We start from the raw sequence: 26,339 nt of genomic DNA on the forward strand, positions 1-26,339 counted from the left end.
TAAAATTAGCTCTTTAAACAGTTTGAGTATTATCCTTAAAATAGGAATAGGCTTAGTGACATCTAAATTGCTTGCCGTTTTTGTTGGCCCTAGTGGAATGGCATTGGTGGGGAATCTTAGAAACTTCATGTCTTCATTAGAAACGGTATCAACCTTGGGATTTCAAAACGGGATTGTCAAGTATGTTGCCGAAATTAAGAAAGACGAAGCGCAGCTGCAGAAATTCATTTCAACTGTTTTTATCTGTTTACTGATTGTCGCTGCGCTCTTAAGTGGATTGCTATATTTCTTTACTGCTTTTTGGAACTACAAGATTTTCGGAAATGATTTTAAATATGATTTTGTTTTTAAAGCTTTGGCGCTAGCATTACCTTGGTATGCGGTTTCCATTTTTTTAGTTTCCGTATTGAATGGTTTGGGGAATTTTAAAAAGGCAATTTGGATTAATAGTATCGGGAATGCAATAGGATTGCTTGTTTCAATTGTTTTGATTTTGGAGTATAGAACCTTTGGTGCTTTATTGTCCATCGTTATTTCACCGGCTTTATTGTTTTTTGTCGCGTTCTATTTCGTCAACAAGGAAATGGCTATTTTTAAAATAATCAACAGTGCAGCTTTTGATTTTAGTTTTATCAAGAAACTGTCGTCTTATTCTCTGATGGCGTTGGTCTCCTCTGTATTGGGACCATTGGTTTTTTTAATGGTACGGAATAATATCATTCAAACGCTCGACATCAATCAGGCAGGTTTTTGGGAAACGATGACAAGAATATCCACTTACTATATGTTGTTTGTAAGTACTATTTTGTCTGTTTATTTTTTGCCAAAATTGTCTACTTCGAAGGATACTGATGAAACAAAAAGTGTATTTTGGAGTTTCTACAGAGGAATTTTACCTGTTTTTATTTTAGTGGTGACCATAATTTATTTTGCCCGTTTTTTTATAATCAAGTTGCTGTTCACCAGTGAGTTTTTGCAAGTTGAATCTTTGTTTTTCTGGCAATTGTTTGGGGATGTTTTAAAAGCCGCTTCTCTGATTTTAGGATATCAATTTTTTGCCAAAAGACTTACCACAGCTTTTATTATAACAGAATTAATGTCGCTTGGCTTGTTCTATTTTTTAAGTGATTATTTGATGGGATTGTATGGGATTTACGGGGTAGTTATGGCTCAAGCAGTAGATAACTTTGTTTATTTACTTATTTTGCTGCTTTATTTCAGAAAGAGTTTGTTTTAGTATTTGTTCCAGATTTCCAAATATTTACTGGCTATTTTGACATAATCGTGTTCTCTTTCTATAAAGTCTCTTGCACGTTTTCCAATGGCTATTATTTCAGTAGGGTTTTCAATTAGATAGGATAATTCTGTTACCAAATAATCAACATCTGCAATTGCATTTACAGCCACTCGTTTCTGTAGGGCATACTGTTTGTGAAATTTTTTTTCAGCACCTGTAAACACCACTTTTCCTTTGGCCATGGCTTCAAGTGCATTATAACCTTGGTCATAGGAGTAGGCTTGATCGAGTAGGATATGTGCTTTATTATAGGAGTTAATATAGACTGAGTAAGGAACATTTCGTGTGGTAATTATTTCAACTTTGTCGCCATATTTTTGTGCTATACAATCCAATGCTTTTTCAAAATAATCGTTTCCTTTTTTATAATAATTGGCCTCATTTATTCCGTGAAAGATTACAATCTTGCCTGAGGTTGATATTGGTTGAAAGTTAATTTTAGCGCTATTGATTGGATTTGGAATCAGTTCTAAATATTTGGGGTTATTATGTAGCGGAATGTGGTAATCTAGATCAGTGGCAATAACTCCTTTTATGTTTGAATAAATTAATTGATGCAGTTTTTCAAACGATTTACTTTTGAATTTTAATACATTCTCAAAACTTTTGGAATTTATTCTACCCTGTAAATAGGGCTGAATTACCGATTTGAAATCAGGAGTGTCAAAGCAGTATTTTACATTCAAAAAATCATAACCTGAAGATAACAGGAATACGTTAGCATTGTTCTTAAACAGAAATTCAAGGATTTTTTTTTCGTAATAATAGTGACAATAAAAACTGTTTTCATTGATGAGTTGTACTACATCAAAGTTGGTAAAATGAATCTTGTTTTTTTTAAACTGGCAGTAAGTCATATAGGAACTGATGTCAAAGCCAAAGAGAGAATGAAAAGCTATTTTTATTTTTTTTAAAATACCATCATCCCATTTTTTTACAATGGGAAAGTCAATGGGATAATTTTTAAAACCATCCTGATGGCCTACAATATAAACGTCATGCCCTAATTCCTGTAAGCCTTCTTTGAGTGAGTTATGTAAACGGCTGAATTCGCCAACAAGTAAAACTTTCATTTATGTGTATATTTGGTAAATATATTTACTTTTAGACAACAATGATGAAAAACAGAAACAAAGTAGCGATAATTTCGACCTCATTAGGACGTGGTGGAGCCGAAAAATTTGCTGCAATGTTGAGTTATATACTTGAAAATTTGGATGTCGAAGTTCATAACATTATTATAAACGACCATATTGACTATGAATATGCTGGTAAGTTGCTTAATTTGGGAAGCCTTAGTTTAGGCTCTAATTCGTTATTCAAAAAGATTAAGAAAGGGTTTTTATTACACCGTTATTTAGAAGAAAAGCAAATAGACTTGATCATTGATAACCGACCTAGGAATAATTTGGCAAGGGAATTATTGACGCATTGGATTTATGGAAACAGAAGATTATGGTTTGTTGTTCATAGTTCTAAACTAGACAATTACTTTCCCAAATCTGTTTTTTGGTCTAAATTACTTTATCAAAAAGCCGAAAAAATCATTTGTGTTTCCAATGCTATCGAGCTGGAATTAAAACAGAAATTTGATTTAGTAAATACTACAACCATTCACAATCCATATGACTTTTCGAAAATTGAAATGAATAATCAAGAAGTCTTCGCTGATAAATACATCTTGTATTTTGGACGGTTTGATGAAAAAGTGAAGAACTTTAGTTTGATGCTTGAAGCTTTTTTAATTTCGAAGATTTTCCTGCGGGGCTATAAACTATATATTATGGGCGAAGGACCTGATTTAGCTTTTATTCAGGATAAAATCAAAGAATTTAAATTGGATTTTTTTATTCAATTACTGCTTTTTAATAGCAATCCATTTCCTTGTGTTCAACAAGCCAAATTCACCATTTTAACGAGTCGCTACGAGGGATTTCCTTTATCAATCATCGAGTCACTAGCTTTGGGGACTCCTGTAGTTTCGGTCGATTGCAAGTCGGGACCTAATGAAATAATAAAAAACGAATACAATGGTTTGTTGGTCGAGAATAATAATCCAGATAGTTTAGCGTTAGCCATGAATCGATTTATAGATGATGCGGATTTGTATGATTTTTGTAAAAAAAATGCTTCAAGCAGTGTAGAACATTTATCTTTAAAATCTATTTCAAAACAATGGGAATCCATTTTATTCTAAGTACATGATAAGCAGTTCACAAGTTCGGTTAATTGAAATTCCTAAAGTTCAAGATAGACGAGGAAATCTTTCTGTGATAGAAGGCGAGACGATACCGTTTGTGTCTAAAAGAGTGTATTATTTATATGATGTTCCAGGAGGAAGTAAAAGGGGAGGGCATGCACATAAAGAACAAAAAGAGTTTTTGATTGCGTTGAGCGGAAGCTTTGATGTGGTTGTTAAGGACGGAAGTTCCGAAAAAACAATTACCCTGAATAAACCTAATTATGGCTTATTAATTGAAAAAGAAATTTGGAGAGAACTAGAGAATTTTTCTTCGGGATCGGTTTGCTTGGTATTGGCTTCGGATGAATTTGATGAAGAAGATTACATTCGGAATTTTAAAGATTTTAAGTTACTTAAAAACCGATGAACCAAATCCAGATTCGGCTAAAACGGTTTTAAAACGGATTAATTGATGTAATAGAGTAGCGGGCAGCAAAAGTAGAATCCGTTTCTTTATTTCCAAACTATTTAAGTCAATAGCAGCATAATAGTTTTCATAAGCTACTTTGTTTCCTGATAATTTGAATTTTATCGCCATTGAAAACCGGTTCAAGTCGAGGAATTTTTTCAACATAGGATTTGTTTTCTCTAATTCTTTAAATTTAGTAAAATCCACTTTTGAGTGGAGATGATTTATGTTTTTTGAAAGACTATTTTCATCATAAACATATCTCGCTAAAATTTTCCATGAAAAGACTACGGGATATACTAATCCAATTCGGATCCAAAGATCAGTGTCTTGTCCGCTTTTTATTTGAGTATCGAAATTGCCTATTTCTTCAAAAATACTTTTGTTAAAAACGGCACAAGAAGTACATATAACAGTCTCTTTTGAACTAGCTGAAAAATAATTTACGATTTCAGAATCGTTTGTTTTGGTAATAGAATATTGTGCAGGGAAAACACTTTTATGGGTTTCTATTTCAATTGCTGCCGAAAACACTTTTTGCGCTGGGTATTTCTTCATGTTGTTAAACATTTCTTCTAAAAAACCTGGATACCAGTAATCATCGGCATCTAAGAAAGCAATGAATTTCCCTTGTGCTTGTTCTATTCCAAAATTTCTAGCTGCAGAAACTCCTTCATTTTCTTTTGAAAAATAACGGATTCTGGGGTTAGTGAATTTTTTGATTATCTCTGCACTTGAGTCTGTTGATCCATCATTGATAATTATGATTTCAAAGTTCGTAAGGGATTGCTCAAGGACGCTTCTTAGAGTGGCTTCAATGAATTTTTCTTTATTGAATAATGGAATTATTACTGAAAAGTAAATCATATCATTGTGGTTTTTATTTACAGATGTAGCCCACTCTGAAAATATTAAAGATAAATAGACTTGGTTTTTTCCCTTTCAGATTTTTTAATAATAGGTTTTCAAAAACGGAAAATAATTTTGAAATGGGAAAGCTTAATTTAGTTTTGTTTAGAAAATGATATAATTTAACCATTCTTATAAATTTAATGTCTATTTGGTTCAAACGGTATAAATTCAATAGATTCTCTAAAGCATCTTTTGTTTTGTTTAAAAAGACCTCATTCGTGTCAATATTAGTGTGTTGTAGAGGGTTTTCAATATGATTTACTTTAAACTTAAATGTACTTAATTGATAAGATAGTAAAGAATCTTCATGACCATAGGTACAAATTTCTTCATTAAATTTCACTTGGTCAAAACAGTTCTTTTTAATTAAAGTATTATTAAAAAGTAATGATTTAAATGGTCTTTGTTTTCTGTTTGAAGCTGTTTGGTCTTCAATTAATCGTCCATATTTCCATCGTAACTGTTGACTGTTTGAGGGACATTTTTCTGGATGCAATCGGCCTCCATAAAGAATGTCAAATCCTTCCAGATTAAGGATGTATTTTGTAATGTAATTTTCGTTGAGGATTATGGAATCACAATCTATAAACAATAGCCACTCAAAATTAGACTTTGCAGCCAGTAAATTTCTGATTTTGCTTCTGCCAATGTTTTGGGGTAATACTGTAAACGAACAATTACTTAGTGACGAAATCGAATTATTGTGCGACTTAAATTGTGTCGAAGCGTCATCAACACAAATAATCTCAAAATCAATACCACATTCTGTACATTGTTTGTGAAATTCCTGAACTAATGGATGTGCATTGTAATTGTATATTGGAATAAGGACGGAAAGCATTACACTGTTCTCTGAACCACCTCAAAGATTTTAGAATCTTCACATTTCAATGTTTTTGAAGGGAATTTCATCAGCAACGCATAATCGTGAGTGGCCATTATTATCGTTTTTCCATTAGCATTGATGCTCCTTAAAACTTCAAGAACTTCAGCACTTGTTTGTGGGTCTAGATTTCCAGTTGGCTCATCAGCAAGGATAAGTTCAGGGTCATTTAACAAAGCTCTAGCAATAGCAACACGTTGTTGTTCACCACCTGAGATTTGATGTGGCATTTTGTGTGCATATTCTTTCATACCCACTTTGTCCAAAACTTCGTCAATTTTGCGATCCATTTCATTCTTGTCAACCCAGCCAGTTGCTTTTAACACAAACAACATATTGTCTTTTATCGTGCGGTCTGGCAATAGTTTAAAATCTTGGAATACGATTCCTATTTTTCTTCTCAAAAACGGAATGTCGTTTTCTTTTAGACCTACTAAATCAAAATCAACAATGTGTCCTTCGCCTTCTGCTAAAGGCAAATCAGCATAAAGCGTTTTCATTAAACTGCTTTTTCCTGATCCTGTTTTTCCAATGATGTATAAAAATTCACCATGGTTTACTTCCAGATTTATGTTTGATAAAATAACTTTATCTTCTTGATAAATGGATGCATTTTTTAAAGACAGTACAGTTTGAGACATAATTGACATTTGTTTATTGGGTAAAAGTAATTATCAATTGTCAATTATCAATTATCAATTATGATTTTTTTTATTTTTTGTTAAAAGATTTGTTCATAATAAAACTAGATTACAATCCGTTATAGTGGTTAGTTATAATACATTTGAATATTAAAAAAAAAATCAAAATGCGTATATTTTCCTGGCTCTTCTTTTTATTGACTTTTGTTGCACCTTTTACGATTTCAGCGCAAAAATCAACAATCTACACCCATGATTTAGCAGATTTCAATAAAGCGCTTTCGTTGTTCAACGATATGCAATATGCCTCTGCCCAAATTATTTTCGAAAAAGTAAAATTAGAAACGACTGACGAAGAATTGAAATCAGATTGTGCTTATTATGATGCCAATTGTGCTATTCGTTTGAATCGTGCCAATGCGGATGTTTTGATGGAAAATTTCGTTTCAGATTACCCTACGAGTGCTAAGAGCAATCAAGCATTTATAGAGGTGGCACATTATTATTTTGAGCAAGGTGATTATCCACAAGCGCTTCAATGGTTTGAAAGAGTTGACGAAAGCCAATTGAGCTATAGCGACAGAGATAAATTTAATTTCCAGAAAGGGTATGCTTTTTTTAGTTCCAAGAATAAAAAAGAAGCGACAAGCTATTTTAATAAAGTGGTGAACTCGGCAGAATACGGTTCGCAAGCAAAGTACTATTTAGGGTTTATTGCTTATGAAGGTGATGATTACAAAGAGGCTACGAAATATTTTGATGAAGTTTCAGGTGAAGAGAAATACAAAGAAAAATTGTCATACTATCAGGCTGACATGAATTTTAAGCTTGGTAATTTTCAAAAAGCAATTGAGTTGGGCGAAAAAGCCATGGCTAAGTCAAATGCTATCGAAAAGTCGGAATTGAATAAAATAATTGGCGAAAGCTATTTTAATTTAAAGCAATACGACAAAGCGGTTCCTTATTTAGCGGCGTACAAAGGGAAAAAAGGAAGGTGGAATAATACTGACTTTTACCAGTTGGGATATGCCTATTACAAACAAAATGATTTTGAAAATGCTATTTCCCAATTCAACAAAATCATAAACGGAAAAGATTTCGTAGCTCAAAACGCGTATTACCATTTAGGCGAGAGTTATTTGAAATTGGATAAAAAACAAGAAGCTTTGAATGCGTTCAAAAATGCATCTGAAATGTCATTTGATACTTCGATACAAGAAGATGCTGGCTTGAATTATGCCAAATTAAGTTATGAAATTGGGAATTCATATAAAAGTGTTCCTGCAGTTTTATTGGATTTTACGAAAAAATATCCAAATAATGCCAGCCGTTCCGTAATTGAAAAATTATTGATTGACTCTTACATATCCTCTAAAAATTACAAGGAAGCATTGGTTTTATTGGAAAAAAACAAAAGCCCGGAAAACAGGTTGGCGTATCAAAAGGTTACTTTTTATAGGGGTTTAGAATTGTATGCTGATAGAAATTACTCAGAAGCTGCCACTATGTTCAAGAAATCTATTGATGGACAAATAGATGCTGATTTTACGGCTAGAGCTACTTTTTGGAAAGGAGAAACTGAATACGTTTTAGACGATTATAAAAATGCGTTATTGAGTTATAAGCAATTTGCAAGTTCAGTGCGTGCCCGTAATGCGGTAGAGTATAAAAACATCAATTACAATATAGCATATGCTTATTTTAAATTGAAGGAATATGATCAAGCTGGAGATTATTTTCAAAATCAGATTGATGCGGTAAAAGAGGATAAGGTAAGATTAAATGATAGCTATTTAAGGTTAGGAGATTCCCGATTTGTAACTTCTAAGTATTGGCCAGCAATGGAAGCGTACAATAAAGTAATTGAATCCAGAGGAGTTGATGCTGATTATGCGTATTACCAAAAAGCATTGTGTTACGGTTTTATCGCTAAAAACGATAAGAAAATTGATGAGTTGAATTCATTCTTACAATTGTATCCAAAATCAAGCTACCGTGACGATGCAATGTATGAATTGGCAAATACTTATGTAGCCAACAAGCAGCAGGATCTTGCCTTGAAAACCTTTGATCGATTAATAGGAGAGTATAAAAGCGGTTCTTACACAGCAAAATCTATTTTAAGACAAGGTTTGATCTATTACAATTCAGATAGAAATAATGAGGCTTTAAATAAGTTTAAGAAAGTGGCAGCTGATTTTCCTAAAACTCCAGAAGCGCTGGAAGCAGTATCAACAGCAAGGTTAATATATGTTGACGGAGGAAGAGTAAATGAATATGCGACTTGGGTACGAACTTTAGATTTTGTTACCGTTACAGATGTCGAATTAGATAATGATTCTTATGAATCAGCAGTAAAACAATTCGAACAAAATAACAATAAACAAGCCATTTCAGGGTTTAATGCTTACATATCGAGCTTTCCAAGAGGAATGCATTCATTGCAAGCTAATTTTTATTTGGCGCAAGCCTATTATTCTGAAGGACAAAAAGACAAGTCTATTTCGAATTATCAATATGTAATTGACGAACCGAGAAGTGAATTTACGGAGCAGTCCTTAGCGAGGTTGTCGCAAGTACTTTTAGATAATAACGAAAAAGAGAAAGCGATTCCGGTATTACTTCGTTTAGAAAGTGAAGCTGATTTTCCTCAAAATAAAGTGTTCGCGCAGTCTAATTTGATGAAATGTTATTATGATAAAAAAGACTATTCTAATTCAGTTGTCTATGCCGATAAGGTGTTGAATAACGTGAAAACGGATGATAATGTAAGAAGCGATGCTCAAATTATAATAGCTCGTTCAGCCATGCAAACGGGAGATGAAGCGAAAGCCAGATCAGGATATGCTAAACTATTGACTATTGCTACAGGAGAGTTAGCAGCCGAGGCTTTGTATTATGATGCTTATTTTAAAAACAAAGATGGAAAATTTGAACCTTCAAATGTAGCAGTTCAAAAGTTGGCTAAAAACTATTCTAGTTACCGTTACTTTGGGGCCAAAGGATTGATCCTTATGGCCAAAAATTTCTATGGATTGAAAGATAGTTTTCAAGCAACTTATATTTTAGATAATGTCATTCAGAATTTTACTGATTTTCCAGATGTTATTTCCGAGGCGCAAAAAGAGTTAAATATGATCAAAGCCGAGGAGTCTAAAACAAATTCATCAATAGCCAATTAGGAATGTTTAAAACAATTAGTATAATACCGTTGTTGTAAATTTAAAAATAATTAATAAATGACTATTCCTTTTTATATCGTAGATGTCTTTACAGAAAAAAAATATGCAGGAAATCAACTAGCAGTTTTTTTAAACTCGACTGATTTAACGACTGATCAAATGCAACAAATAGCAAGCGAAATTAATTTTGCTGAAAGTACTTTTGTTACTGCTATAGCAGCTGAAAATAATAAAGCAACAATTAGAATTTTTACTCCAGCACATGAAATGCAATTTGCTGGACATCCAATAATTGGGACTTCATGGGTTTTAATGAATAAGATATTCAAACATCATCCCAAAGAGATTAAATTAAATGTTCCAATAGGAGAAATTCCAGTAAGTCAATCTAAGGATTTAGTTTGGTTGAAAGCTTCACAGCCTAGTTTTTTAGATGTTTTCATGAAGGAAGATTTTACTTCTTTTAGTAATTTAAGTGCAGCTGATTTTGATGATCGTTTTGTAGTTCAGGAAGTAACGACAGGAAGTGCTTTTGTAATTGTACCACTTAAAGATAAAGAGACATTAAATGCAGTTAAATTGGATAAAGATAAAACGGCAGAATGGCTTAAAGCAAAATGTAAAACAAAGCATCAAGCCCTGTATTTTTTTAGTTTAGAAAATGAAGTGCTAACGACCAGAATGTTGTGCATAGAGAATGATCAGCTTATAGAAGATGCTGCAACAGGAAGTGCTAGTACATGCTTACAAGCTTTTTTATTGAAATATCACTCAACTGAAATAAATATGGTGAACAACCAGGGAGAATACATCAATAGAAACTCTCAAATATATTTTAACGGGAAATTAGAGGAGAATCTTTTTGATATAAATATTGGTGGAGAAACTCAGTTTGTGGCTCAAGGAGAATGGGAAGTCGTTTAGGAATAGAGATAGTAGAAAAAAAATAATGCATAAAATGCAGGTGAGGGTAGATAGTTTTTAATCGCCTTTTTTAAAATAAAACAAAAAAACATGAAATTGAATTTCCAAAATAAAATTACCATTGTACTTCTTTTAATAGTATTTCAGTTTTCGTTTGCTCAAAAAAAAGAAGACAATATAGGATCTGAAGTCGTAAATGTAGTTAAGCCTTATACGCCAACACTTTCTGACGCCTTCAAAGTACAGGAAACACCTATTCTTGATGATGAGGGAAATGCCAAAAAAGAAAAGATTAATTATTCTATTTTCTCTTTTCCAGTTGCTTCCACTTTTACGCCTTCTAAAGGAAAAGCGGAGGGAGTCGACAAAACGAAACAGGCTCATTTGTATGATAATTATGCGACCTTGGGGTTTGGTAATTACAGAACATTAAATGCTGAATTGTTTATGAATCAAGATTTAGGGAATAACGATTATGTGGGCGGAATGTTCCGCCATCTTTCTTCTCAAGGGGGAATAAAAGGTGTTGAACTAGATGATCGTTTTTATGATACATCGGTCGATCTGACTTACGGAGCAAATACTAATGCTATTTCTTGGAACTTGGACTTGGGGTATAAAAACCAGATATACAATTGGTACGGTTTGCCGTCAGAGTTTGGTAGTAACTTATCTTCAGCTGATCGCATTTTGTTAATAAACGGGATTAATGCACAGAATGTATATAACACCTATTCTATTGGAGGTAAAATTGATTTTAATGATGGGATTTTTAATGATGCCAACATGAAGTTTAGCCACTTTACAGATACTTTTGGTTCGGCTGAAAATAGATTTTACATCAAGCCTTCTTTGCAATTTGACATAATGGATGAATCTATTAAAACTAATATAATTGTAGATTATGTAGGAGGAAGTTTTGAGAATAATTATGCGAATACAAACACACAACCTTTAAAATATGGTTATACTAATTTTGGAGTTACTCCTACTTTTGTAATGCAAGAGGACGATTGGACCATAAATATTGGTGCAGCCATTTTTTATAGCTTAGACAACGAAAACAGTAATAACAAGTTTTTTGTCTATCCGCAAGTCAATGCAAGCTATAAAGTGGTTGGGGATTTAATGATTTTTTATGCAGGAGCAGAAGGAAGTTTAGAACAAAATTCTTATCTGGATTTTGTTAATAAAAATTCATTTTTGTCACCTACGTTAAACATTGCTCCTACGGACAAACAGTATGATATTTTTGCAGGATTAAAAGGTAAATTAATGAATAATGTGAGTTATAATATTCGCGGATCCTATGTAAACGAAAGAAATAAAGCATTGTTTAGAAGTAATGATTATAATGAAAATGCTTCAAATGAAAATTATGCATTCGGGAATTCAATGCAAGTGGTTTATGACGATATGAAAACGCTGAGTTTTTCGGGTGATTTAAAAGCTAATTTTTCAGATGACGTTACTTTTGGAATCAGCGGAACTTTTAATAGTTATACAAATGATTTTCAGCAAGAAGCTTGGAATTTACCTGAAGTGAAATTAAATTCGAATATTGATTTCAATATTACTCCAAAATGGTTTGCTGGCGCAACTGTTTTTTATGTTGGAGAGCGTAAGGATACTCAATTGAACACGGACTTTACTAGTAATTCTACGGCAATAACGCTGGATAGTTACTTTGATGTAAATGCACATGTAGGCTATAAATACAATGAACAATTGACAGGGTTTGTAAGAGCAAATAATATTACGAACCAAGCCTATGAAAAATGGTTGAATTATCAGGTTCAAGGTTTTCAGGTTGTTGTAGGAGCGAATTATAAATTTGATTTCTAATTTGGCGCTAGCAATCGTATGTTTGTCAAAATAACAGTAAACAAAAATGGCTTCCACACTGTGGAAGCCATTTTTGTTTGTTTGTAAAACAGTTATTCGGTAAATGGAACAGCGACTCTCATCTTGTCCCAACCCATATTCAAAACAATACCGTTGTCAGCCTTGGTGAAAACCATTGAAAAGTTTTCAAGTGACTCAGCTCCTTCAGTTACAGGAACGCTAAGTCTAGCTACATCATTTTCTTGTTTGTAAAAATAAGATCCCCAGACGTTAAGGTCTTTGTTTATTATTACAGTATAAGAATCTTTTTCAGGAATGGTATACAAAGTATAAGTACCAGCCTTAATGTTGTTTTGACCTAATTTCATATCCTTATAAAAGGTAATTTCAGCTGCTTCATTAGCACCAGTTCTCCAAACCTTACTGTTTGGTGCCAATTCGCTAAGAGCACGTCCTTTTAGCTGAGGTCTGCTATAAGTAACTTTAGCAATTTTGTCGGCATTTTTATAATCAGTAGGGAATGCAGCAACGTCCATTGGACTTTTGTCTAGGTCAGGAAATTTTTGAGCTTGCACATTAGAAGATAAAATGATCATAAAGGCAAATGCAATCGAGGAAATAATAGTTTTTTTCATAGTTAGGATTAAAATATTAGAATGTTAAAATTATTAATTATGTCTGTATAAAGCTAAGAAATCACATTAAAATTGGGAATAAATTCTAAATCGGATCCAAATAAAATAGTGAGTCTTTAGAATAATAGCATAACTTTGGAGTCATGTATGCTAGCTGAGATGGTTCGGGGTCTATAGCTAGAACCTCATTTTATTAGCTTTCGGTATTTTAAAATAAAATAAAAACATGACTTTCAAACAAAAAATATATCAATATTACTTACAACTCGTTCAGGATAGAATTGATGTTTTTAGGGATATGATAGCTGCTCTTACCGAAGATTCTAAAAATGATGCCAAAGGTTCTGCAGGAGATAAACATGAAACAGCTCTGTCAATGATGCATATTGAACAAGAAAAACTCAATAATAAATTGAGAGAGGTAGTAAATCAAAAAGCAATTTTAGACAAAATTGATGCTAGTAAAATAGCCCAAACAATTATTGTTGGTAGCTTAGTAAAAGCGAATGGAATTTATCTTTATATGAGTTTGGCTCTGCCAAAAATAAATATAGAAGGAATTAATGTAATCGCTTTGTCACCGCAGTCGCCTTTAGGAAATAAATTAATGGGAAATGTAGTGGGCTTTACCTTTGAGATTAATGGAACTACTTACTTAATAGAAGAAATTTTGTAGTTTCAAATTTTAAAAAAAACTATTTTATTGGGGCCTGCAATGTAATTCTGTAACGAATAATATTACTGTTCTTAAGTATAAAACTGTTTTTTTTGATTTTTCAGTTACCTATTATATGTAAAAACGCAGTTATTGTTACAGTTTATAACCATATGGGCTATATGTGTTTTTGAATTGTAACTACAATCGCATCTTTGCTTCATCAAGTTAAACAAACAAATAAAAATATATAGTTATGTGCGGAATAGTATGTGCCTTTGATTTAAAACAAAAAGCAGAAGTTTTAAGACCACAAGTGTTAGAAATGTCTAAAATTATCCGTCATCGTGGACCAGACTGGAGCGGAATTTACAGTGATGAAAAAGTGATTATGTCTCATGAGCGTTTGGCAATTGTTGATCCGGCTTCGGGTAAACAACCATTGTTAAGTGAAGACGGAAAATTGATTTTGGCTGCTAATGGTGAAATCTACAACCACAGAGAATTACGTAAACAATTTGAAGGAAAATATAACTTTCAAACGGAAAGTGACTGCGAGGTTATTCTAGCGCTTTATAAAGAAAAAGGGCCTCATTTTATTGATGAAATGAATGGAATTTTTGGATTTGCCATTTATGATGTAGAAAAAGATGAGTATTTTGTCGCTCGTGATCACATGGGGATTATTCCCTTGTATATTGGTTGGGATCAACATGGAACTTTTTATGTAGCTTCTGAATTGAAAGCTTTAGAAGGATATTGCACAAAAATCCAATTGTTTCCTCCAGGACATTATATGACAAGTAAGGACGGAGAATTTGTACAATGGTACAAAAGAGAATGGACGGATTTTGACGCTGTAAAAGACAACGAAACAAATATTCAAGATATTAAAGTAGCTTTAGAAGCTGCGGTTCATAGACAATTGATGAGTGATGTGCCTTACGGAGTATTACTTTCAGGAGGATTAGATTCGTCTATTACTTCGGCTGTAGCCAAAAAGTATGCTCAAAAACGTATTGAATCAGGAGATACTGCTGATGCTTGGTACCCACAATTGCACTCTTTCTCGGTAGGATTAGAAGGTTCTCCAGATTTAGCTGCTGCTCAAATTGTAGCGGATCATATTGGAACAATTCACCACGAAATTAAATTTACCATTCAAGAAGGATTAGATGCGGTTAAAGATGTAATTTACAACTTGGAGACCTATGATGTGACTACAATTAGAGCGTCGACGCCAATGTGGTTAATGGCGAGAGTGATTAAATCGATGGGAATTAAAATGGTATTATCTGGTGAAGGTGCTGATGAGTTATTTGGAGGTTATTTATACTTCCACAAAGCGCCAAACGCACAAGAGTTTCATGAAGAAAACGTACGTAAATTAGGAAAACTACATATGTATGATTGTTTAAGAGCTAACAAAAGTTTAGCTGCTTGGGGAATTGAAGGTCGTGTGCCGTTCTTAGACAAAGAGTTTATGGATGTCGCTATGCGAATCAACCCACAAGACAAAATGATCAACAAAGAACACCCAATGGAAAAATGGGTAGTTCGTAAAGCTTTTGAAGATATGTTGCCACCAAGTGTTGCTTGGAGACAAAAAGAACAATTTAGCGATGGAGTTGGATACGGTTGGATTGATAAATTAAAAGAAGTAGTAGCTGTTGAGGTTAGTGATGAGCAATTAGCAAACGCTAAATACAAGTTCCCTTTGCAAACACCAACATCTAAAGAGGAATATTATTACCGTTCTATATTTACAGAGCATTTCCCTAGTGATGCAGCAGCTTTATGTGTGCCACAAGAAGCAAGTGTTGCTTGTAGTACTAAAATTGCCCTGGAATGGGATGAGGCGTTTAAGAACATGAATGATCCATCAGGAAGAGCAGTGGCTAATGTCCATTCTGATTCCTATGTAAAAGGATAAAACAATTTACTTTGCATTTTAAATATAAAAAGGCGCTCTTCATTTTGGAGGCGCCTTTTTTACGTTAGTCAAAACAGCCAATTGTCATATTATTTAGGTATTTTATTAAATAATTGAACCTGGCTACTTTTATATTAGGCTTCTTTTTTATATTAGCGTATCTAAACACCATATTATGAAACGCTGTATTTTAATTTTTAGTTTACTGGCACTTACTTCTTGCTTAAAAAAGAATAAGACGGCCGTAGATACCATAATTACAAATGCTACTATTTACAAAGTAGATAAAGCATTTGGAACAGCAACTGCGATGGCGGTTAGTGACGGTAAAATTATAGCAATAGGGAGTGATAGTCAAATTAAAAATGCCTTCGAATCAAACACTATTATACAGGCAAAAGGGAAGTTCATTTACCCTGGCTTAATAGATGCGCATTGTCATTTTTATGGTTTTGGACTTAGTCTTCAGGAAGTCGATTTGCGTGGTACTAAAAGCATGGAGGAAGTGGTGAAGCGGATTCAAGCTTTTCAAAAGGAAAAAAAGTCAAATTTTATCGTTGGAAACGGATGGGACCAAAACGATTGGAGTGTAAAAGAATTTCCTTCGAAAGCTATTTTAGATAAAAATTTCCCAAATATACCCGTGGTACTAAATAGAGTAGATGGTCACGCGATTATTGTTAATAGTAAAGCTTTGGCATTAGCCGGAATAACTAAAGACACAAAAGCAGTTGGTGGTCAGATCGAAATTAAAGATGGCGAGCCAACAGGGATTTTAATTGATAATCCAATGGAGTTGGTTTTTAGAATAATTCCAAAACCTAATAGAAAAACACAAATAGCCGCGCTGTTAGATGCTGAAAAAGTAATGTTTGATTACGGTTTAACCACGGTAAATGATGCGGGACTGGATCCGGGTGTTATTGATTTAATAGATAGTTTACAAAAAGCGAAAGCGATGAAGCTTAATATTTACGCGATGGTCTCTGCCAATACAAAGAATATCGATATGTACCTTAAAAAAGGAATTTATAAAACGGATAATTTAGACGTGCGTTCTTTTAAAATGTATGGTGATGGTGCCTTGGGTTCTCGAGGCGCCTGCCTTCATAAAGCGTATTCAGATATGCCTAACCAATATGGAGCCCTATTGTCTCCTATTTCAGAATTGAGATCTGTAGCCCAAAAAATTGCAAATTCTGACTTTCAATTGAATTCACATGCAATTGGTGATTCAGCTAACACGGTTTTGTTGAAGATTTATAAAGAAGCCTTGACGGGCAAGAAAGACAGAAGATGGAAGATTGAGCATGCGCAAGTTTTACGTGAGCAAGATTTTGATTATTTTAAATTTGGTATAATACCTTCGGTACAACCTACACACGCTACCTCAGATATGTATTGGGCTGGCGAAAGATTAGGGAAAGACCGCTTAAAAAATGCTTATGCCTATAAAAAATTACTTAGTAAAGCAGGTGTAATTGCTTTAGGGACTGATTTCCCAGTAGAGGAAGTGAATCCTATGTTGACTTTTCATGCCGCAGTAGCCAGAAAAGATGGTAAAGGATATCCAAGAGGTGGTTTTCAAATTGAAAACGCATTATCTAGAAAAGAGACTTTAAAAGGAATGACTATTTGGGCTGCCTATTCTAATTTCGAAGAAAAAGAAAAGGGGAGTCTTGAAGTTGGGAAATGGGCAGATTTTGTCATCTACGATAAAGATATCATGAAAATAATGGAGAGTGAAATTCTTGAAATGAAGCCTTCTAATACCTATTTGAAAGGGGTTAAGGTTAAGTAAATAGGGGTGTTCAAAAAGAAAGATTTACAATTTATTAAATAACACTTTCGTCTTTTGATTTGTGAGTTACACTTTTTACGTAAATAGCATTTTTTGGTTATTAATTCAAACTAAAATATTTGTTTGTGTTTTGTGTTTGTAACTGTTGATGCATCTTTGTGCTGTTAAATTAGAAAAAAATACAATTATTAGTTATGTGTGGAATATTAGCCATTATTGGAAAAGGGAAAGACAAACAACTTGTAAAAGAGCTTTCAAAAAGAATGTCACATCGTGGTCCAGATGAAAGCGATTTGCATGTAACGGAAAACGGACATGTTTTGAGTCACGAACGCCTGTCAATTATTGATTTACATTCAGGGAAGCAACCGATACAAGGTACAAAATTGGCCTATATGATTCATAACGGAGAAATATACAATCATCAGGAATTAAGGGATGGAATTTTGAAAAGTCACACTTTTAGAACCAAATCTGACTCGGAAGTGATCGTTCATTTGTATGAAGAGTTTGGGTATGACTTTTGCAATATGCTTGACGGAGATTGGGCTTTTGTAATCGTTGATGGTGATAATTACATGGCTGGTAGAGATCCAATGGGTGTAAAGCCTTTATATTATGGTTTAGACGAAAGAGGAAGAATTTATTTTTCATCTGAAATGAAGTCTATTGCGGATCAATGTAGAACATTTGCGACATTTCCTCCAGGGCATTATTACACTGCCAAAACTGGCTTTGTGAAATACTACCAACCAGAATATGAGGACTATTTAAAGGCAGACCAAGATTTGGATTTTGAAGCAATACGAGAAACTTTGACAAAGGCAACTCGTAAGCGTTTGATGAGTGATGTGCCTATTGGTGTTTTGCTTTCGGGTGGATTAGATTCTTCGTTAACGTCAGCAATAGCTTCAAGACTATTGGCAGAAAAGGGTGAAAAGTTACACTCGTTTTCGATAGGATTGGATGCTGATGCGCCAGACACAGTCGCAGCCAGAAAAGTGGCAGCATTTATAGGGACGGAACACCATGAAGTATATTTCACAGTTGAACAGGGAATAAAGATATTAGAGAAGTTAATATGGAATTTAGAAACCTATGATTTGACTTCAATAAGAGCCAGTGTTCCAATGTATTTCTTATCAAAAGCAATAAGCGATTTAGGTATTAAGGTGGTTCTTTCAGGGGAAGGAGCTGATGAGGTTTTTGGTGGCTATTTGTATTTTAGAAATGCTCCGTCAAGCGAAGATTTTCAAAAAGAGACAATTGAAAGAGTGCAGAAATTATTTACGGCTGATTTATTAAGAGCTGATAAGTCAACAATGGCGCATGGATTAGAGACTAGGGTTCCTTTTTTGGATAAGGCGTTTTTAGATGTTGCTATTCGAATTAAAGCCAGAGAAAAAATGCCCAAATCATATGATGGAAAAGAAAAATATATCTTAAGAAAAGCATTTGATACTCCTGACGACCGATATCTTCCTGACGAAGTTTTATGGAGACAAAAAGAGCAGTTCTCTGATGGTGTAGGTTATAATTGGATTAATCAGTTGATCGAATATTGTTCTTCTCAAGTTACTGATGAACAATTGGCGGGAGCGGTTGCTGAATTCCCGTTTAATTCTCCAACAACAAAGGAGGCTTATTTTTATAGATCTATATTTCATAAATATTACCCTCAAGTTAGTGCGGCTCAAACGGTTAGAAAATGGATTCCGAAATGGCAAGAAAATGAAGACCCAAGCGGAAGAGCGAATGCAGCTCATGTTAAAGCAGATATAGAAATGGCCAAAACAAGAATCATTGTTTAGTGTCGATTAAAATTAAAAACGCTCTCTATTTTGAGAGCGTTTTTTTATGCTTTAAATCAACAAAATGTTAATAACTTAACACCTTAAAAAGGTATTTTAACGGTTAAATATGTTACGTTTTTATATATTTGCGTGTTAGACGAAATTACATTTTAGAATAAATCATATGAGCGAAGAAATCAAGAAGGACAATTATTCAGCAGATAGTATTCAGGCATTAGAAGGAATGGAGCATGTAAGAATGCGTCCGTCAATGTATATTGGAGATGTGGGGGTTCGAGGACTTCATCATTTAGTTTATGAAGTAGTAGATAACTCTATTGATGAGGCGATGGGAGGCCATTGTGATACGATTATAGTTGATATAAATGAAGATGGTTCTATTTCTGTTGAAGACAATGGGCGTGGTATTCCTGTAGGTATCCATAAAAAAGAAGGAGTTTCGGCTCTGGAAGTTGTAATGACTAAAATTGGAGCTGGAGGTAAATTTGATAAGGATTCTTATAAAGTTTCTGGTGGACTTCACGGTGTTGGGGTTTCGGTGGTAAATGCACTGTCAAATCATCTTAGAGCTACGGTTCATAGTAGTGATGGGAAAGTGTACGAGCAGGAATATGAAAAAGGGAAAGCGTTATATCCGGTAAAGCAAATTGGAGAAACTACTAAAAGAGGAACTATAGTTACTTTTTATCCTGATCCAAGTATTTTTACTCAAACTATAGAATTTTCATATGATACTTTGTCAGCACGTATGCGTGAATTATCATACCTAAATAAAGGGATTACAATCACTTTTACTGATAAAAGAGAATTAGATAAAGACGGAAATTTTGTTTCTGAAATTTTTCATTCTGATGAAGGTTTAAAAGAATATATTCGTTACTTAGACGGAAATCGCGAGCCAATCATTGCCCACGTTATTTCGATGGATAATGAAAAAGGTGAAATTCCAGTTGAAGTTGCGTTGATTTATAATACAAGTTACACGGAGAATATTTTTTCTTATGTAAATAATATCAATACACACGAAGGAGGAACACACTTGCAAGGTTTCAGAACGGGTCTAACAAGATCACTGAAGAAATACGCAGATGCATCCGGAATGTTAGACAAATTGAAGTTTGATATATCAGGGGATGATTTCCGTGAAGGTTTAACTGCAATTATTTCTGTAAAGGTTGCTGAACCACAATTTGAGGGACAAACGAAAACTAAACTTGGAAACAGGGAAGTAGTTTCTCCGGTAAGTCAGGCTGTGAGTGAAATGATTGAGAACTATTTGGAAGAAAATCCAAATGATGCTCGCATCATTGTTCAAAAGGTTATTCTGGCTGCTCAGGCGCGTCATGCGGCTAAAAAAGCACGTGAAATGGTACAACGCAAAACCGTAATGGGTGGTGGTGGATTACCTGGAAAATTGTCTGATTGTTCAGAGCAAGATCCTGCAAAATGTGAAGTATATCTTGTCGAGGGAGATTCGGCAGGGGGAACGGCAAAACAAGGTCGTGACCGTGCTTTTCAAGCGATTTTACCATTGCGTGGTAAGATTTTGAACGTAGAAAAAGCAATGCATCATAAAGTTTTTGAAAACGAAGAGATTAGAAATATATTTACCGCACTTGGAGTTACTGTAGGTACTGAAGAAGATAGTAAAGCATTGAATATATCCAAGTTGCGTTATCATAAAGTAATTATTATGTGTGATGCCGATGTCGATGGTAGTCACATTTCTACTTTAATTTTAACATTCTTCTTTAGATTCATGAAAGAGCTGATTGAAGAAGGACACGTATATATTGCTGCGCCACCTTTGTATTTAGTTAAAAAAGGAAATAAAAAGGAATACGCGTGGAATGATGCACAGAGAGATCAAGCTAATGAAAGAATGGGTGGAAGCGCAGGAATTCAAAGGTATAAAGGTCTTGGGGAGATGAATGCTGAACAATTATGGGAAACCACAATGGATCCAAGTTTTAGAACTTTACGTCAGGTAAATATTGACAGTCTTGCAGAAGCGGACAGGGTTTTCTCTATGCTAATGGGTGATGAAGTTCCTCCGAGAAGAGAATTTATTGAAAAAAATGCTGTTTATGCTAATATTGATGCCTAATAAGGTGTCTGAACATTAATTGACTAACCAAAAAATACACACATAGATTATGAAAGTTACTATTGTAGGAGCAGGAAATGTAGGAGCAACATGCGCAGACGTAATTTCTTATAGAGGAATTGCAAGTGAAGTTGTGTTGTTAGATATTAAAGAAGGATTTGCTGAAGGTAAAGCATTGGATATTATGCAATGTGCTACCAATACAGGATTTAATACAAAAGTATCAGGTGTTACTAATGATTATTCAAAAACGGCTAATAGTAGCGTTGTAGTGATTACTTCTGGAATTCCTAGAAAACCAGGTATGACTCGTGAAGAATTAATTGGAATCAATGCAGGAATTGTAAAAACTGTAGTTGAAAGCATTTTGGTTCATTCGCCAAATGCAATTATCGTTGTGGTTTCAAACCCAATGGATACAATGACTTACTTGGCATTAAAATCTACAGGATTGCCAAAAAATAGAATAATAGGAATGGGTGGAGCTCTTGATAGTTCTCGTTTCAGAACGTACTTGTCAATGGCTTTAGATAAACCAGCAAACGATATTTCTGCTATGGTAATTGGAGGACATGGTGATACTACAATGATTCCCTTGACTCGTTTAGCGTCTTATAATGGTATTCCAGTTTCACAATTTCTATCTGAAGAAGCTTTACAAAAAGTGGCTGCAGATACTATGGTAGGAGGAGCTACATTAACAGGACTTTTAGGAACTTCAGCGTGGTATGCGCCAGGAGCATCAGTTGCTTATTTGGTAGATAGTATCTTGAATGACCAAAAGAAAATGATTGCTTGTTCTGTTTTTGTTGAAGGAGAATATGAGCAAAATGACATATGTATAGGGGTACCTTGTATAATAGGTAAAAATGGAGTAGAAGAAATACTAGAGATTGAGTTAAATGATAATGAAAAAGCTTTGTTTGCTAAGAGTGCTGATGCAGTTAGGCAAATGAATGATGCCTTGAAATCAATTTTAGCTTAATTCAAATGTTATACATTAATGAAGACTGCAGTATTGCAGTCTTTTTTTTGAGATTAATCAATAAATAAATTGGTTAATGTTAACGTTAATTATATATTTGCTCGGTTAAAAAAAAATAATAGAACACTTGGTTTTCATTTTTACGAAGAAAATCAATCTCAGGTTCTATATTAAGGCTTAGAAAAATAAATAAATATAAAATAATTAATTTTTAGTAATAATGCAGAATAAAGGACTTATTAAATTTTTCGCAATACTATTTGCATTGGTAAGTATTTACCAACTTTCTTTCACTTTTGTTTCAAGCAAAATTAAAAATGATGCTAAATCTTTTGCTAACGGGAGTCCCGAAAAAGAAGCGAAATATTTAGATTCTATTGGTAAAGAAAAAGTGTATAACTTAGGATTTACAGATTTTACTTTTGACGAGGTATCAGACAAACAAATTAATAAAGGACTTGACTTGGAAGGTGGTATCAACGTGATATTACAAATTTCAGTAAAGGACATATTAAAAGGATTATCTAATAATTCGAAAAACCCTGTTTTCAATAAGTCTTTAGCAGATGCTACTGCAAATTTAAAAGGAAATCAAACATATATCGATGCTTTCTTTGAAGCTTTTGAAGCTAATTCTAAAGGGACAGTTAAATTGGCATCTCCAGATATTTTTGCAAACAGAAGTTTACAAGGTGAAGGTGGAGTTGATTTTCAAATGACTGACTCGCAAGTTCAAAAAGTAATCAAAAGAAAAGTTGATGAGTCTGTAGAAAGTGCATTTGGCGTTCTGAGAAAACGTATCGATAAATTTGGTGTAGCTCAACCTAATATTCAAAAATTAGGAGAGTCAGGTAGAATTCTTGTTGAGCTTCCTGGTGCTAAAGATGTAGACAGAATAAAAAAATTATTGCAAAGTACCGCTCAATTAGAGTTTTGGGAAACGTATAAAATTGATGAGATGGGTAGCTTTTTAGTAGCTGCAAATGAATCATTGAAAAAAACGGTAGTTAATACAGTAGAATCTAAACCAGTAGTAAAAGACTCTTTGAGTGCTTTATTAACTGACGGAAAAGATTCTTCTGCAACTAAAAAAGGTAATAATCCTTTATTTGATAAAATTCTTGCTCAAGGCGGTGGACCGGTTCTAGGACTTTTCTCTCCAAAAGATACAGCTACAATAAATGGATACCTTAAAAGATCTGATATTAGAGTTTTATTGCCTGCAGAGCAGCGTTATGCTAAATTTGTTTGGGGTAAGTTAACCACAATACAAGATGCTAAATCAAAAGATATTGAAGCTGTAGAATTATATGCTTTAAAAGGAAATAGAGATAATGTACCTGCAATGGGTGGTGGTGTCGTTACTGATGCTAAAGATTCATTTGATCAATTAGGTAAACCTTCGGTTTCTATGCAAATGGATGGACAAGGTGCAAAAGCTTGGGAAGAATTGACCGGGAAAGCATATACTCAAAAAAGTAATATTGCTATCGTTCTTGATAATATTGTTTATTCTGCTCCAGGGGTTTCAACAGGGCCTATTTCAGGTGGTAGATCTGAGATTTCAGGATCGTTTGACGTAACAGAAACTAAAGATTTAGCTAACGTTTTGAGAGCTGGTAAGCTTCCAGCTTCTGCTGATATTATTCAGTCTGAAGTGGTAGGACCATCCTTAGGTCAAGAAGCGATTGATAATGGTACTACTTCTGCAATTGTTGGATTGCTTTTAGTATCTCTTTGGATGATGGTGTACTACGGAAAAGCTGGTTGGTATGCTAACGTAGCTTTAGCAGTTAACTTATTGTTTTTGTTTGGTATTTTGGCAAGTTTAGGTGCTGTTCTTACATTACCTGGTATTGCTGGTATTGTATTAACAATGGGAACTGCGGTCGATGCAAATATTATTATATACGAAAGAGCAAAGGAAGAATTACGTGAAGGTAAGACGCTAGAGGAAGCTGTTAAAGCATCTTATAGTTGGACTGGAGCTATGCGTTCAATCGTCGATGCTAACGTTACACATATATTAACTGGAGCCGTGTTATTCATTTTTGGTTCTGGACCAATTAAAGGATTTGCGACTACATTATTGATTGGTATCATAACCTCTTTATTTACTTCTATTTTTATTGCAAGAATATTTATCGATTGGAGTCTAAGAAAAAGCAACAATATGTCTTTTGTAACAGGATTTTCTAAAAATTTCTTTACGAACTTCCATTTTGATTTTTTACGTATCAAAAAGTGGACGTATTTGTTTTCTGGAATTGTAGTAGTTGTAAGTATTGTTTCATTGGCGACTAACAAATTGGATCAAGGTGTCGATTTTGTTGGAGGAAGAACTTTTCAAGTACGTTTTGAAAAACCAGTTGAAGCAGAAGCAGTGAAAGAAGAATTGACTAAAGTTTTCGGTAGTGCAGAAGCTAAAATATTTGGTAATGATAATCAGTTAAAAATCACGACAAAATATAAGGTAGAAGAACACGGGATTGAAGCTGACCAAGAAGTAAATAGATTGATGTTCGAGAGTCTGAAAAGCCATTTCTCTGCTGGATTGACATATGACAAATTTGTAAACCCTTATCAAGGGAAGGAATTCGGAATTATGCAAGCTTCAAAAGTGGGACCAACGGTTGCTGAAGATATTAAGACTAACGCTTACTGGGCTGTTCTTGGAGCTATGGCGATCGTGTTTTTATACTTAATGATTAGTTTTAGAAAATGGCAATATAGTTTAGGTGCTATTGCAGCTGTAGCGCATGACGTAATATTTGTTTTGGGAATTTATTCTTTATGTTACAAGTTTATGCCTTTTGGTATGGAAATCGACCAACATTTTATAGCAGCGATTCTTACTGTGATTGGTTATTCTATGAATGATACTGTAATTGTATTTGATAGAGTTCGTGAATTCTTAGATGGTAAAACCAAAGGAACGTTTTCTGAAATCGTTAATAAGTCGATTAATTCAACTATGTCAAGAACAATCAATACTTCATTAACTATGATCGCTGTGTTATTGATCATGTTTATTTTTGGAGGTGAATCAATTAGAGGTTTTGTATTCGCTATGTTGATAGGTATTGTTGTAGGAACTTACTCTTCATTATTTATTGCGACACCAGTATTGGTAGATACAATTTCTAGAGAAGATAAAAGGTTAATTGAAAAACAACATCAAGAAAGCTAATCTATATTTAATATATTTAAAAAAGACCCAACGTAAGTTGGGTCTTTTTTTTTTGTTTTAATTAATTTAATGTTAATAGTGATAGCTAGCAGTATTTCATTTTTTGAAATTAGACTGAGCATGTGCCGAAATAGGTATTTTGGTTTATTTTTCATGTTTTTTTTCTGCAATACATTGTTATGATTTGAACTAGGCTATATCGCTTAGATTTCATTTTGGTTTTGAGAGGTGTAGCAAAAAAACAAAGCTTATAGCTATAATAGTAATGGTTTTAAATTGGAGTTTTGTAAGCCGACAAGGTTGTCAGAGAAAGAACTATGAATTATTGATTCAGCTTCAAGTCAATTTTGGGGAGCATAAGCTTTAAAATTTGTATTACATTTAATGAGATGTTCTGAATTATCTCGAAGGGGAAAGGAATACGTAGAATCGAAAAATAGTAAGAAGGGTAGATTATATTTTATTGTGGTATTTTCAATAGGTTTACCTGTATGTTGAATCATTTTTTTTGTTGCAAGTATGCAGGCTATTGCAATTGTTAAGGAGACGGCAATGCTTTTTAAAGAGTTTGCTTTCTCGAATGTATTATCTTTTGATTTTTTTGTTAAACATAGGCAAGTCGATAGTGGAATTGAGATGCAATTTTGATCATTTATGTAAAGGCGGGACTGAAGCTGCTTGATAATGATTTTAATTCGTTAAATTAAGAATTGTGGCTTAATGTGCTTTGCAGTTACAGCGTGCAATTGACAATATAGATTGGTTGCGTATAGTAATTATAAGAATAGATTGTAGTCACAGTACAATTTTGGCGATATCTTTTTGTCTGATTTTTGTGTGTTTTAGTAAGCTATTCTTAAATAGTTGAACAATAATAGGTTTTT

General features: G+C 33.7%; 18 protein-coding genes. 13 read left to right on the forward strand and 5 right to left on the reverse strand.

Translation table 11 applies throughout. The features are described from left to right. Positions 1-22 precede the first annotated feature (22 nt). The gene (locus HJ01_RS08300) at positions 23-1,237 is read left to right on the forward strand and encodes an O-antigen translocase (protein ID WP_007137920.1); all 1,215 of its coding nucleotides are present in this window, start codon (positions 23-25) and stop codon (positions 1,235-1,237) included. On the opposite strand, the gene HJ01_RS08305 is transcribed toward HJ01_RS08300, so the two are convergent. Then, positions 1,234-2,370, reverse strand: coding sequence for a glycosyltransferase (locus HJ01_RS08305; RefSeq protein ID WP_007137921.1), 1,137 nt, complete (start codon positions 2,368-2,370; stop codon positions 1,234-1,236). The genes HJ01_RS08300 and HJ01_RS08305 overlap by 4 nt on opposite strands. A gap of 41 nt (positions 2,371-2,411) precedes the next feature. Here HJ01_RS08305 and HJ01_RS08310 point away from each other — a divergent pair, with 41 nt between their 5' ends. Next, positions 2,412-3,494, forward strand: coding sequence for a glycosyltransferase (locus HJ01_RS08310; RefSeq protein WP_007137922.1), 1,083 nt, complete (start codon positions 2,412-2,414; stop codon positions 3,492-3,494). 4 nt (positions 3,495-3,498) lie between these two features. Then, on the forward strand, positions 3,499-3,906 hold the full coding sequence (locus tag HJ01_RS08315) for a sugar 3,4-ketoisomerase (protein WP_007137923.1): 408 nt from the start codon (positions 3,499-3,501) through the stop codon (positions 3,904-3,906). Here the strand turns inward: HJ01_RS08315 and HJ01_RS08320 are convergent. The 3 genes from HJ01_RS08320 to HJ01_RS08330 are packed head-to-tail and all read right to left on the reverse strand — an operon-like array spanning position 3,889 to position 6,384. Further along, positions 3,889-4,815, reverse strand: a complete 927-nt coding sequence (locus tag HJ01_RS08320; RefSeq protein WP_007137924.1) for a glycosyltransferase family 2 protein — start codon at positions 4,813-4,815, stop codon at positions 3,889-3,891. The two genes, HJ01_RS08315 and HJ01_RS08320, sit on opposite strands and share 18 nt — an antisense overlap. Before the next feature lie 13 nt (positions 4,816-4,828). Further along, a complete protein-coding gene (locus tag HJ01_RS08325; RefSeq protein ID WP_007137925.1) occupies positions 4,829-5,701 on the reverse strand; it encodes a glycosyltransferase family 2 protein in 873 nt (290 codons plus the stop codon). Beyond that, positions 5,701-6,384 (reverse strand): cell division ATP-binding protein FtsE, encoded by a 684-nt coding sequence (locus HJ01_RS08330; protein ID WP_007137926.1) that lies wholly within the window; start codon positions 6,382-6,384, stop codon positions 5,701-5,703. Before HJ01_RS08330 ends, HJ01_RS08325 begins: the two co-directional genes overlap by 1 nt. A gap of 167 nt (positions 6,385-6,551) precedes the next feature. Here HJ01_RS08330 and HJ01_RS08335 point away from each other — a divergent pair, with 167 nt between their 5' ends. The 3 genes from HJ01_RS08335 to HJ01_RS08345 all read left to right on the forward strand — a co-directional run bounded on the left by HJ01_RS08335 (position 6,552) and on the right by HJ01_RS08345 (position 12,335). Then, entirely contained in the window at positions 6,552-9,566 is a 3,015-nt protein-coding gene (locus HJ01_RS08335; RefSeq protein ID WP_007137927.1) for a tetratricopeptide repeat protein, read from the forward strand. A gap of 57 nt (positions 9,567-9,623) precedes the next feature. Further along, complete coding sequence (locus HJ01_RS08340; RefSeq protein WP_007137928.1) at positions 9,624-10,490, forward strand: PhzF family phenazine biosynthesis protein; 867 nt, start codon at positions 9,624-9,626, stop codon at positions 10,488-10,490. 90 nt (positions 10,491-10,580) lie between these two features. Further along, positions 10,581-12,335 carry a TonB-dependent receptor gene (locus tag HJ01_RS08345; protein ID WP_007137929.1) on the forward strand — a complete coding sequence of 585 codons (1,755 nt, stop codon included), beginning with the start codon at positions 10,581-10,583 and terminating at the stop codon, positions 12,333-12,335. A gap of 92 nt (positions 12,336-12,427) precedes the next feature. Here the strand turns inward: HJ01_RS08345 and HJ01_RS08350 are convergent, their stop codons facing one another. Next, the gene (locus HJ01_RS08350; protein ID WP_007137930.1) at positions 12,428-12,970 is read right to left on the reverse strand and encodes a DUF2911 domain-containing protein; all 543 of its coding nucleotides are present in this window, start codon (positions 12,968-12,970) and stop codon (positions 12,428-12,430) included. A 226-nt stretch (positions 12,971-13,196) separates the two neighbouring features. Between HJ01_RS08350 and HJ01_RS08355 the strand changes: the two genes are divergently transcribed. The 7 genes from HJ01_RS08355 to secDF all read left to right on the forward strand — a co-directional run bounded on the left by HJ01_RS08355 (position 13,197) and on the right by secDF (position 25,455). Then, on the forward strand, positions 13,197-13,646 hold the full coding sequence (locus HJ01_RS08355) for a hypothetical protein (protein WP_007137931.1): 450 nt from the start codon (positions 13,197-13,199) through the stop codon (positions 13,644-13,646). Between the two features lie 235 nt (positions 13,647-13,881). Continuing rightward, on the forward strand, positions 13,882-15,558 hold the full coding sequence (gene asnB / locus HJ01_RS08360; RefSeq protein ID WP_007137932.1) for an asparagine synthase B: 1,677 nt from the start codon (positions 13,882-13,884) through the stop codon (positions 15,556-15,558). A gap of 175 nt (positions 15,559-15,733) precedes the next feature. After that, on the forward strand, positions 15,734-17,359 hold the full coding sequence (locus HJ01_RS08365; RefSeq protein WP_007137933.1) for an amidohydrolase: 1,626 nt from the start codon (positions 15,734-15,736) through the stop codon (positions 17,357-17,359). Between the two features lie 194 nt (positions 17,360-17,553). Further along, a complete protein-coding gene (gene asnB, locus HJ01_RS08370; RefSeq protein WP_007137934.1) occupies positions 17,554-19,170 on the forward strand; it encodes an asparagine synthase B in 1,617 nt (538 codons plus the stop codon). Positions 19,171-19,336: 166 nt separating this feature from the next. Beyond that, on the forward strand, positions 19,337-21,280 hold the full coding sequence (gene gyrB / locus HJ01_RS08375) for a DNA topoisomerase (ATP-hydrolyzing) subunit B (protein ID WP_007137935.1): 1,944 nt from the start codon (positions 19,337-19,339) through the stop codon (positions 21,278-21,280). Positions 21,281-21,329: 49 nt separating this feature from the next. Beyond that, entirely contained in the window at positions 21,330-22,265 is a 936-nt protein-coding gene (gene mdh, locus HJ01_RS08380; protein ID WP_007137936.1) for a malate dehydrogenase, read from the forward strand. A 220-nt stretch (positions 22,266-22,485) separates the two neighbouring features. Continuing rightward, positions 22,486-25,455 (forward strand): protein translocase subunit SecDF, encoded by a 2,970-nt coding sequence (gene secDF / locus HJ01_RS08385; protein ID WP_007137937.1) that lies wholly within the window; start codon positions 22,486-22,488, stop codon positions 25,453-25,455. The last annotated feature ends 884 nt before the right edge of the window (positions 25,456-26,339 follow it).

The sequence above is a fragment of the Flavobacterium frigoris PS1 genome, from assembly GCF_000252125.1.
GTDB lineage: Bacteria > Bacteroidota > Bacteroidia > Flavobacteriales > Flavobacteriaceae > Flavobacterium > Flavobacterium frigoris_A.

What these genes read in the sequence shown, in the direction of transcription:
- gyrB (WP_007137935.1), top strand. Translation starts at nt 19,337, where the DNA reads ATGAGCGAAGAAATCAAGAAGGACAATTATTCAGCAGATAGTATTCAG.
- HJ01_RS08365 (WP_007137933.1), top strand. Translation starts at nt 15,734, where the DNA reads ATGAAACGCTGTATTTTAATTTTTAGTTTACTGGCACTTACTTCTTGC.
- HJ01_RS08325 (WP_007137925.1), bottom strand. Translation starts at nt 5,701, where the DNA reads ATGCTTTCCGTCCTTATTCCAATATACAATTACAATGCACATCCATTA.
- HJ01_RS08310 (WP_007137922.1), top strand. Translation starts at nt 2,412, where the DNA reads ATGATGAAAAACAGAAACAAAGTAGCGATAATTTCGACCTCATTAGGA.
- asnB (WP_007137932.1), top strand. Translation starts at nt 13,882, where the DNA reads ATGTGCGGAATAGTATGTGCCTTTGATTTAAAACAAAAAGCAGAAGTT.
- HJ01_RS08345 (WP_007137929.1), top strand. Translation starts at nt 10,581, where the DNA reads ATGAAATTGAATTTCCAAAATAAAATTACCATTGTACTTCTTTTAATA.
- HJ01_RS08335 (WP_007137927.1), top strand. Translation starts at nt 6,552, where the DNA reads ATGCGTATATTTTCCTGGCTCTTCTTTTTATTGACTTTTGTTGCACCT.
- HJ01_RS08330 (WP_007137926.1), bottom strand. Translation starts at nt 6,384, where the DNA reads ATGTCTCAAACTGTACTGTCTTTAAAAAATGCATCCATTTATCAAGAA.
- HJ01_RS08305 (WP_007137921.1), bottom strand. Translation starts at nt 2,370, where the DNA reads ATGAAAGTTTTACTTGTTGGCGAATTCAGCCGTTTACATAACTCACTC.
- HJ01_RS08340 (WP_007137928.1), top strand. Translation starts at nt 9,624, where the DNA reads ATGACTATTCCTTTTTATATCGTAGATGTCTTTACAGAAAAAAAATAT.
- HJ01_RS08355 (WP_007137931.1), top strand. Translation starts at nt 13,197, where the DNA reads ATGACTTTCAAACAAAAAATATATCAATATTACTTACAACTCGTTCAG.
- mdh (WP_007137936.1), top strand. Translation starts at nt 21,330, where the DNA reads ATGAAAGTTACTATTGTAGGAGCAGGAAATGTAGGAGCAACATGCGCA.
- HJ01_RS08315 (WP_007137923.1), top strand. Translation starts at nt 3,499, where the DNA reads ATGATAAGCAGTTCACAAGTTCGGTTAATTGAAATTCCTAAAGTTCAA.
- HJ01_RS08350 (WP_007137930.1), bottom strand. Translation starts at nt 12,970, where the DNA reads ATGAAAAAAACTATTATTTCCTCGATTGCATTTGCCTTTATGATCATT.
- secDF (WP_007137937.1), top strand. Translation starts at nt 22,486, where the DNA reads ATGCAGAATAAAGGACTTATTAAATTTTTCGCAATACTATTTGCATTG.
- asnB (WP_007137934.1), top strand. Translation starts at nt 17,554, where the DNA reads ATGTGTGGAATATTAGCCATTATTGGAAAAGGGAAAGACAAACAACTT.
- HJ01_RS08320 (WP_007137924.1), bottom strand. Translation starts at nt 4,815, where the DNA reads ATGATTTACTTTTCAGTAATAATTCCATTATTCAATAAAGAAAAATTC.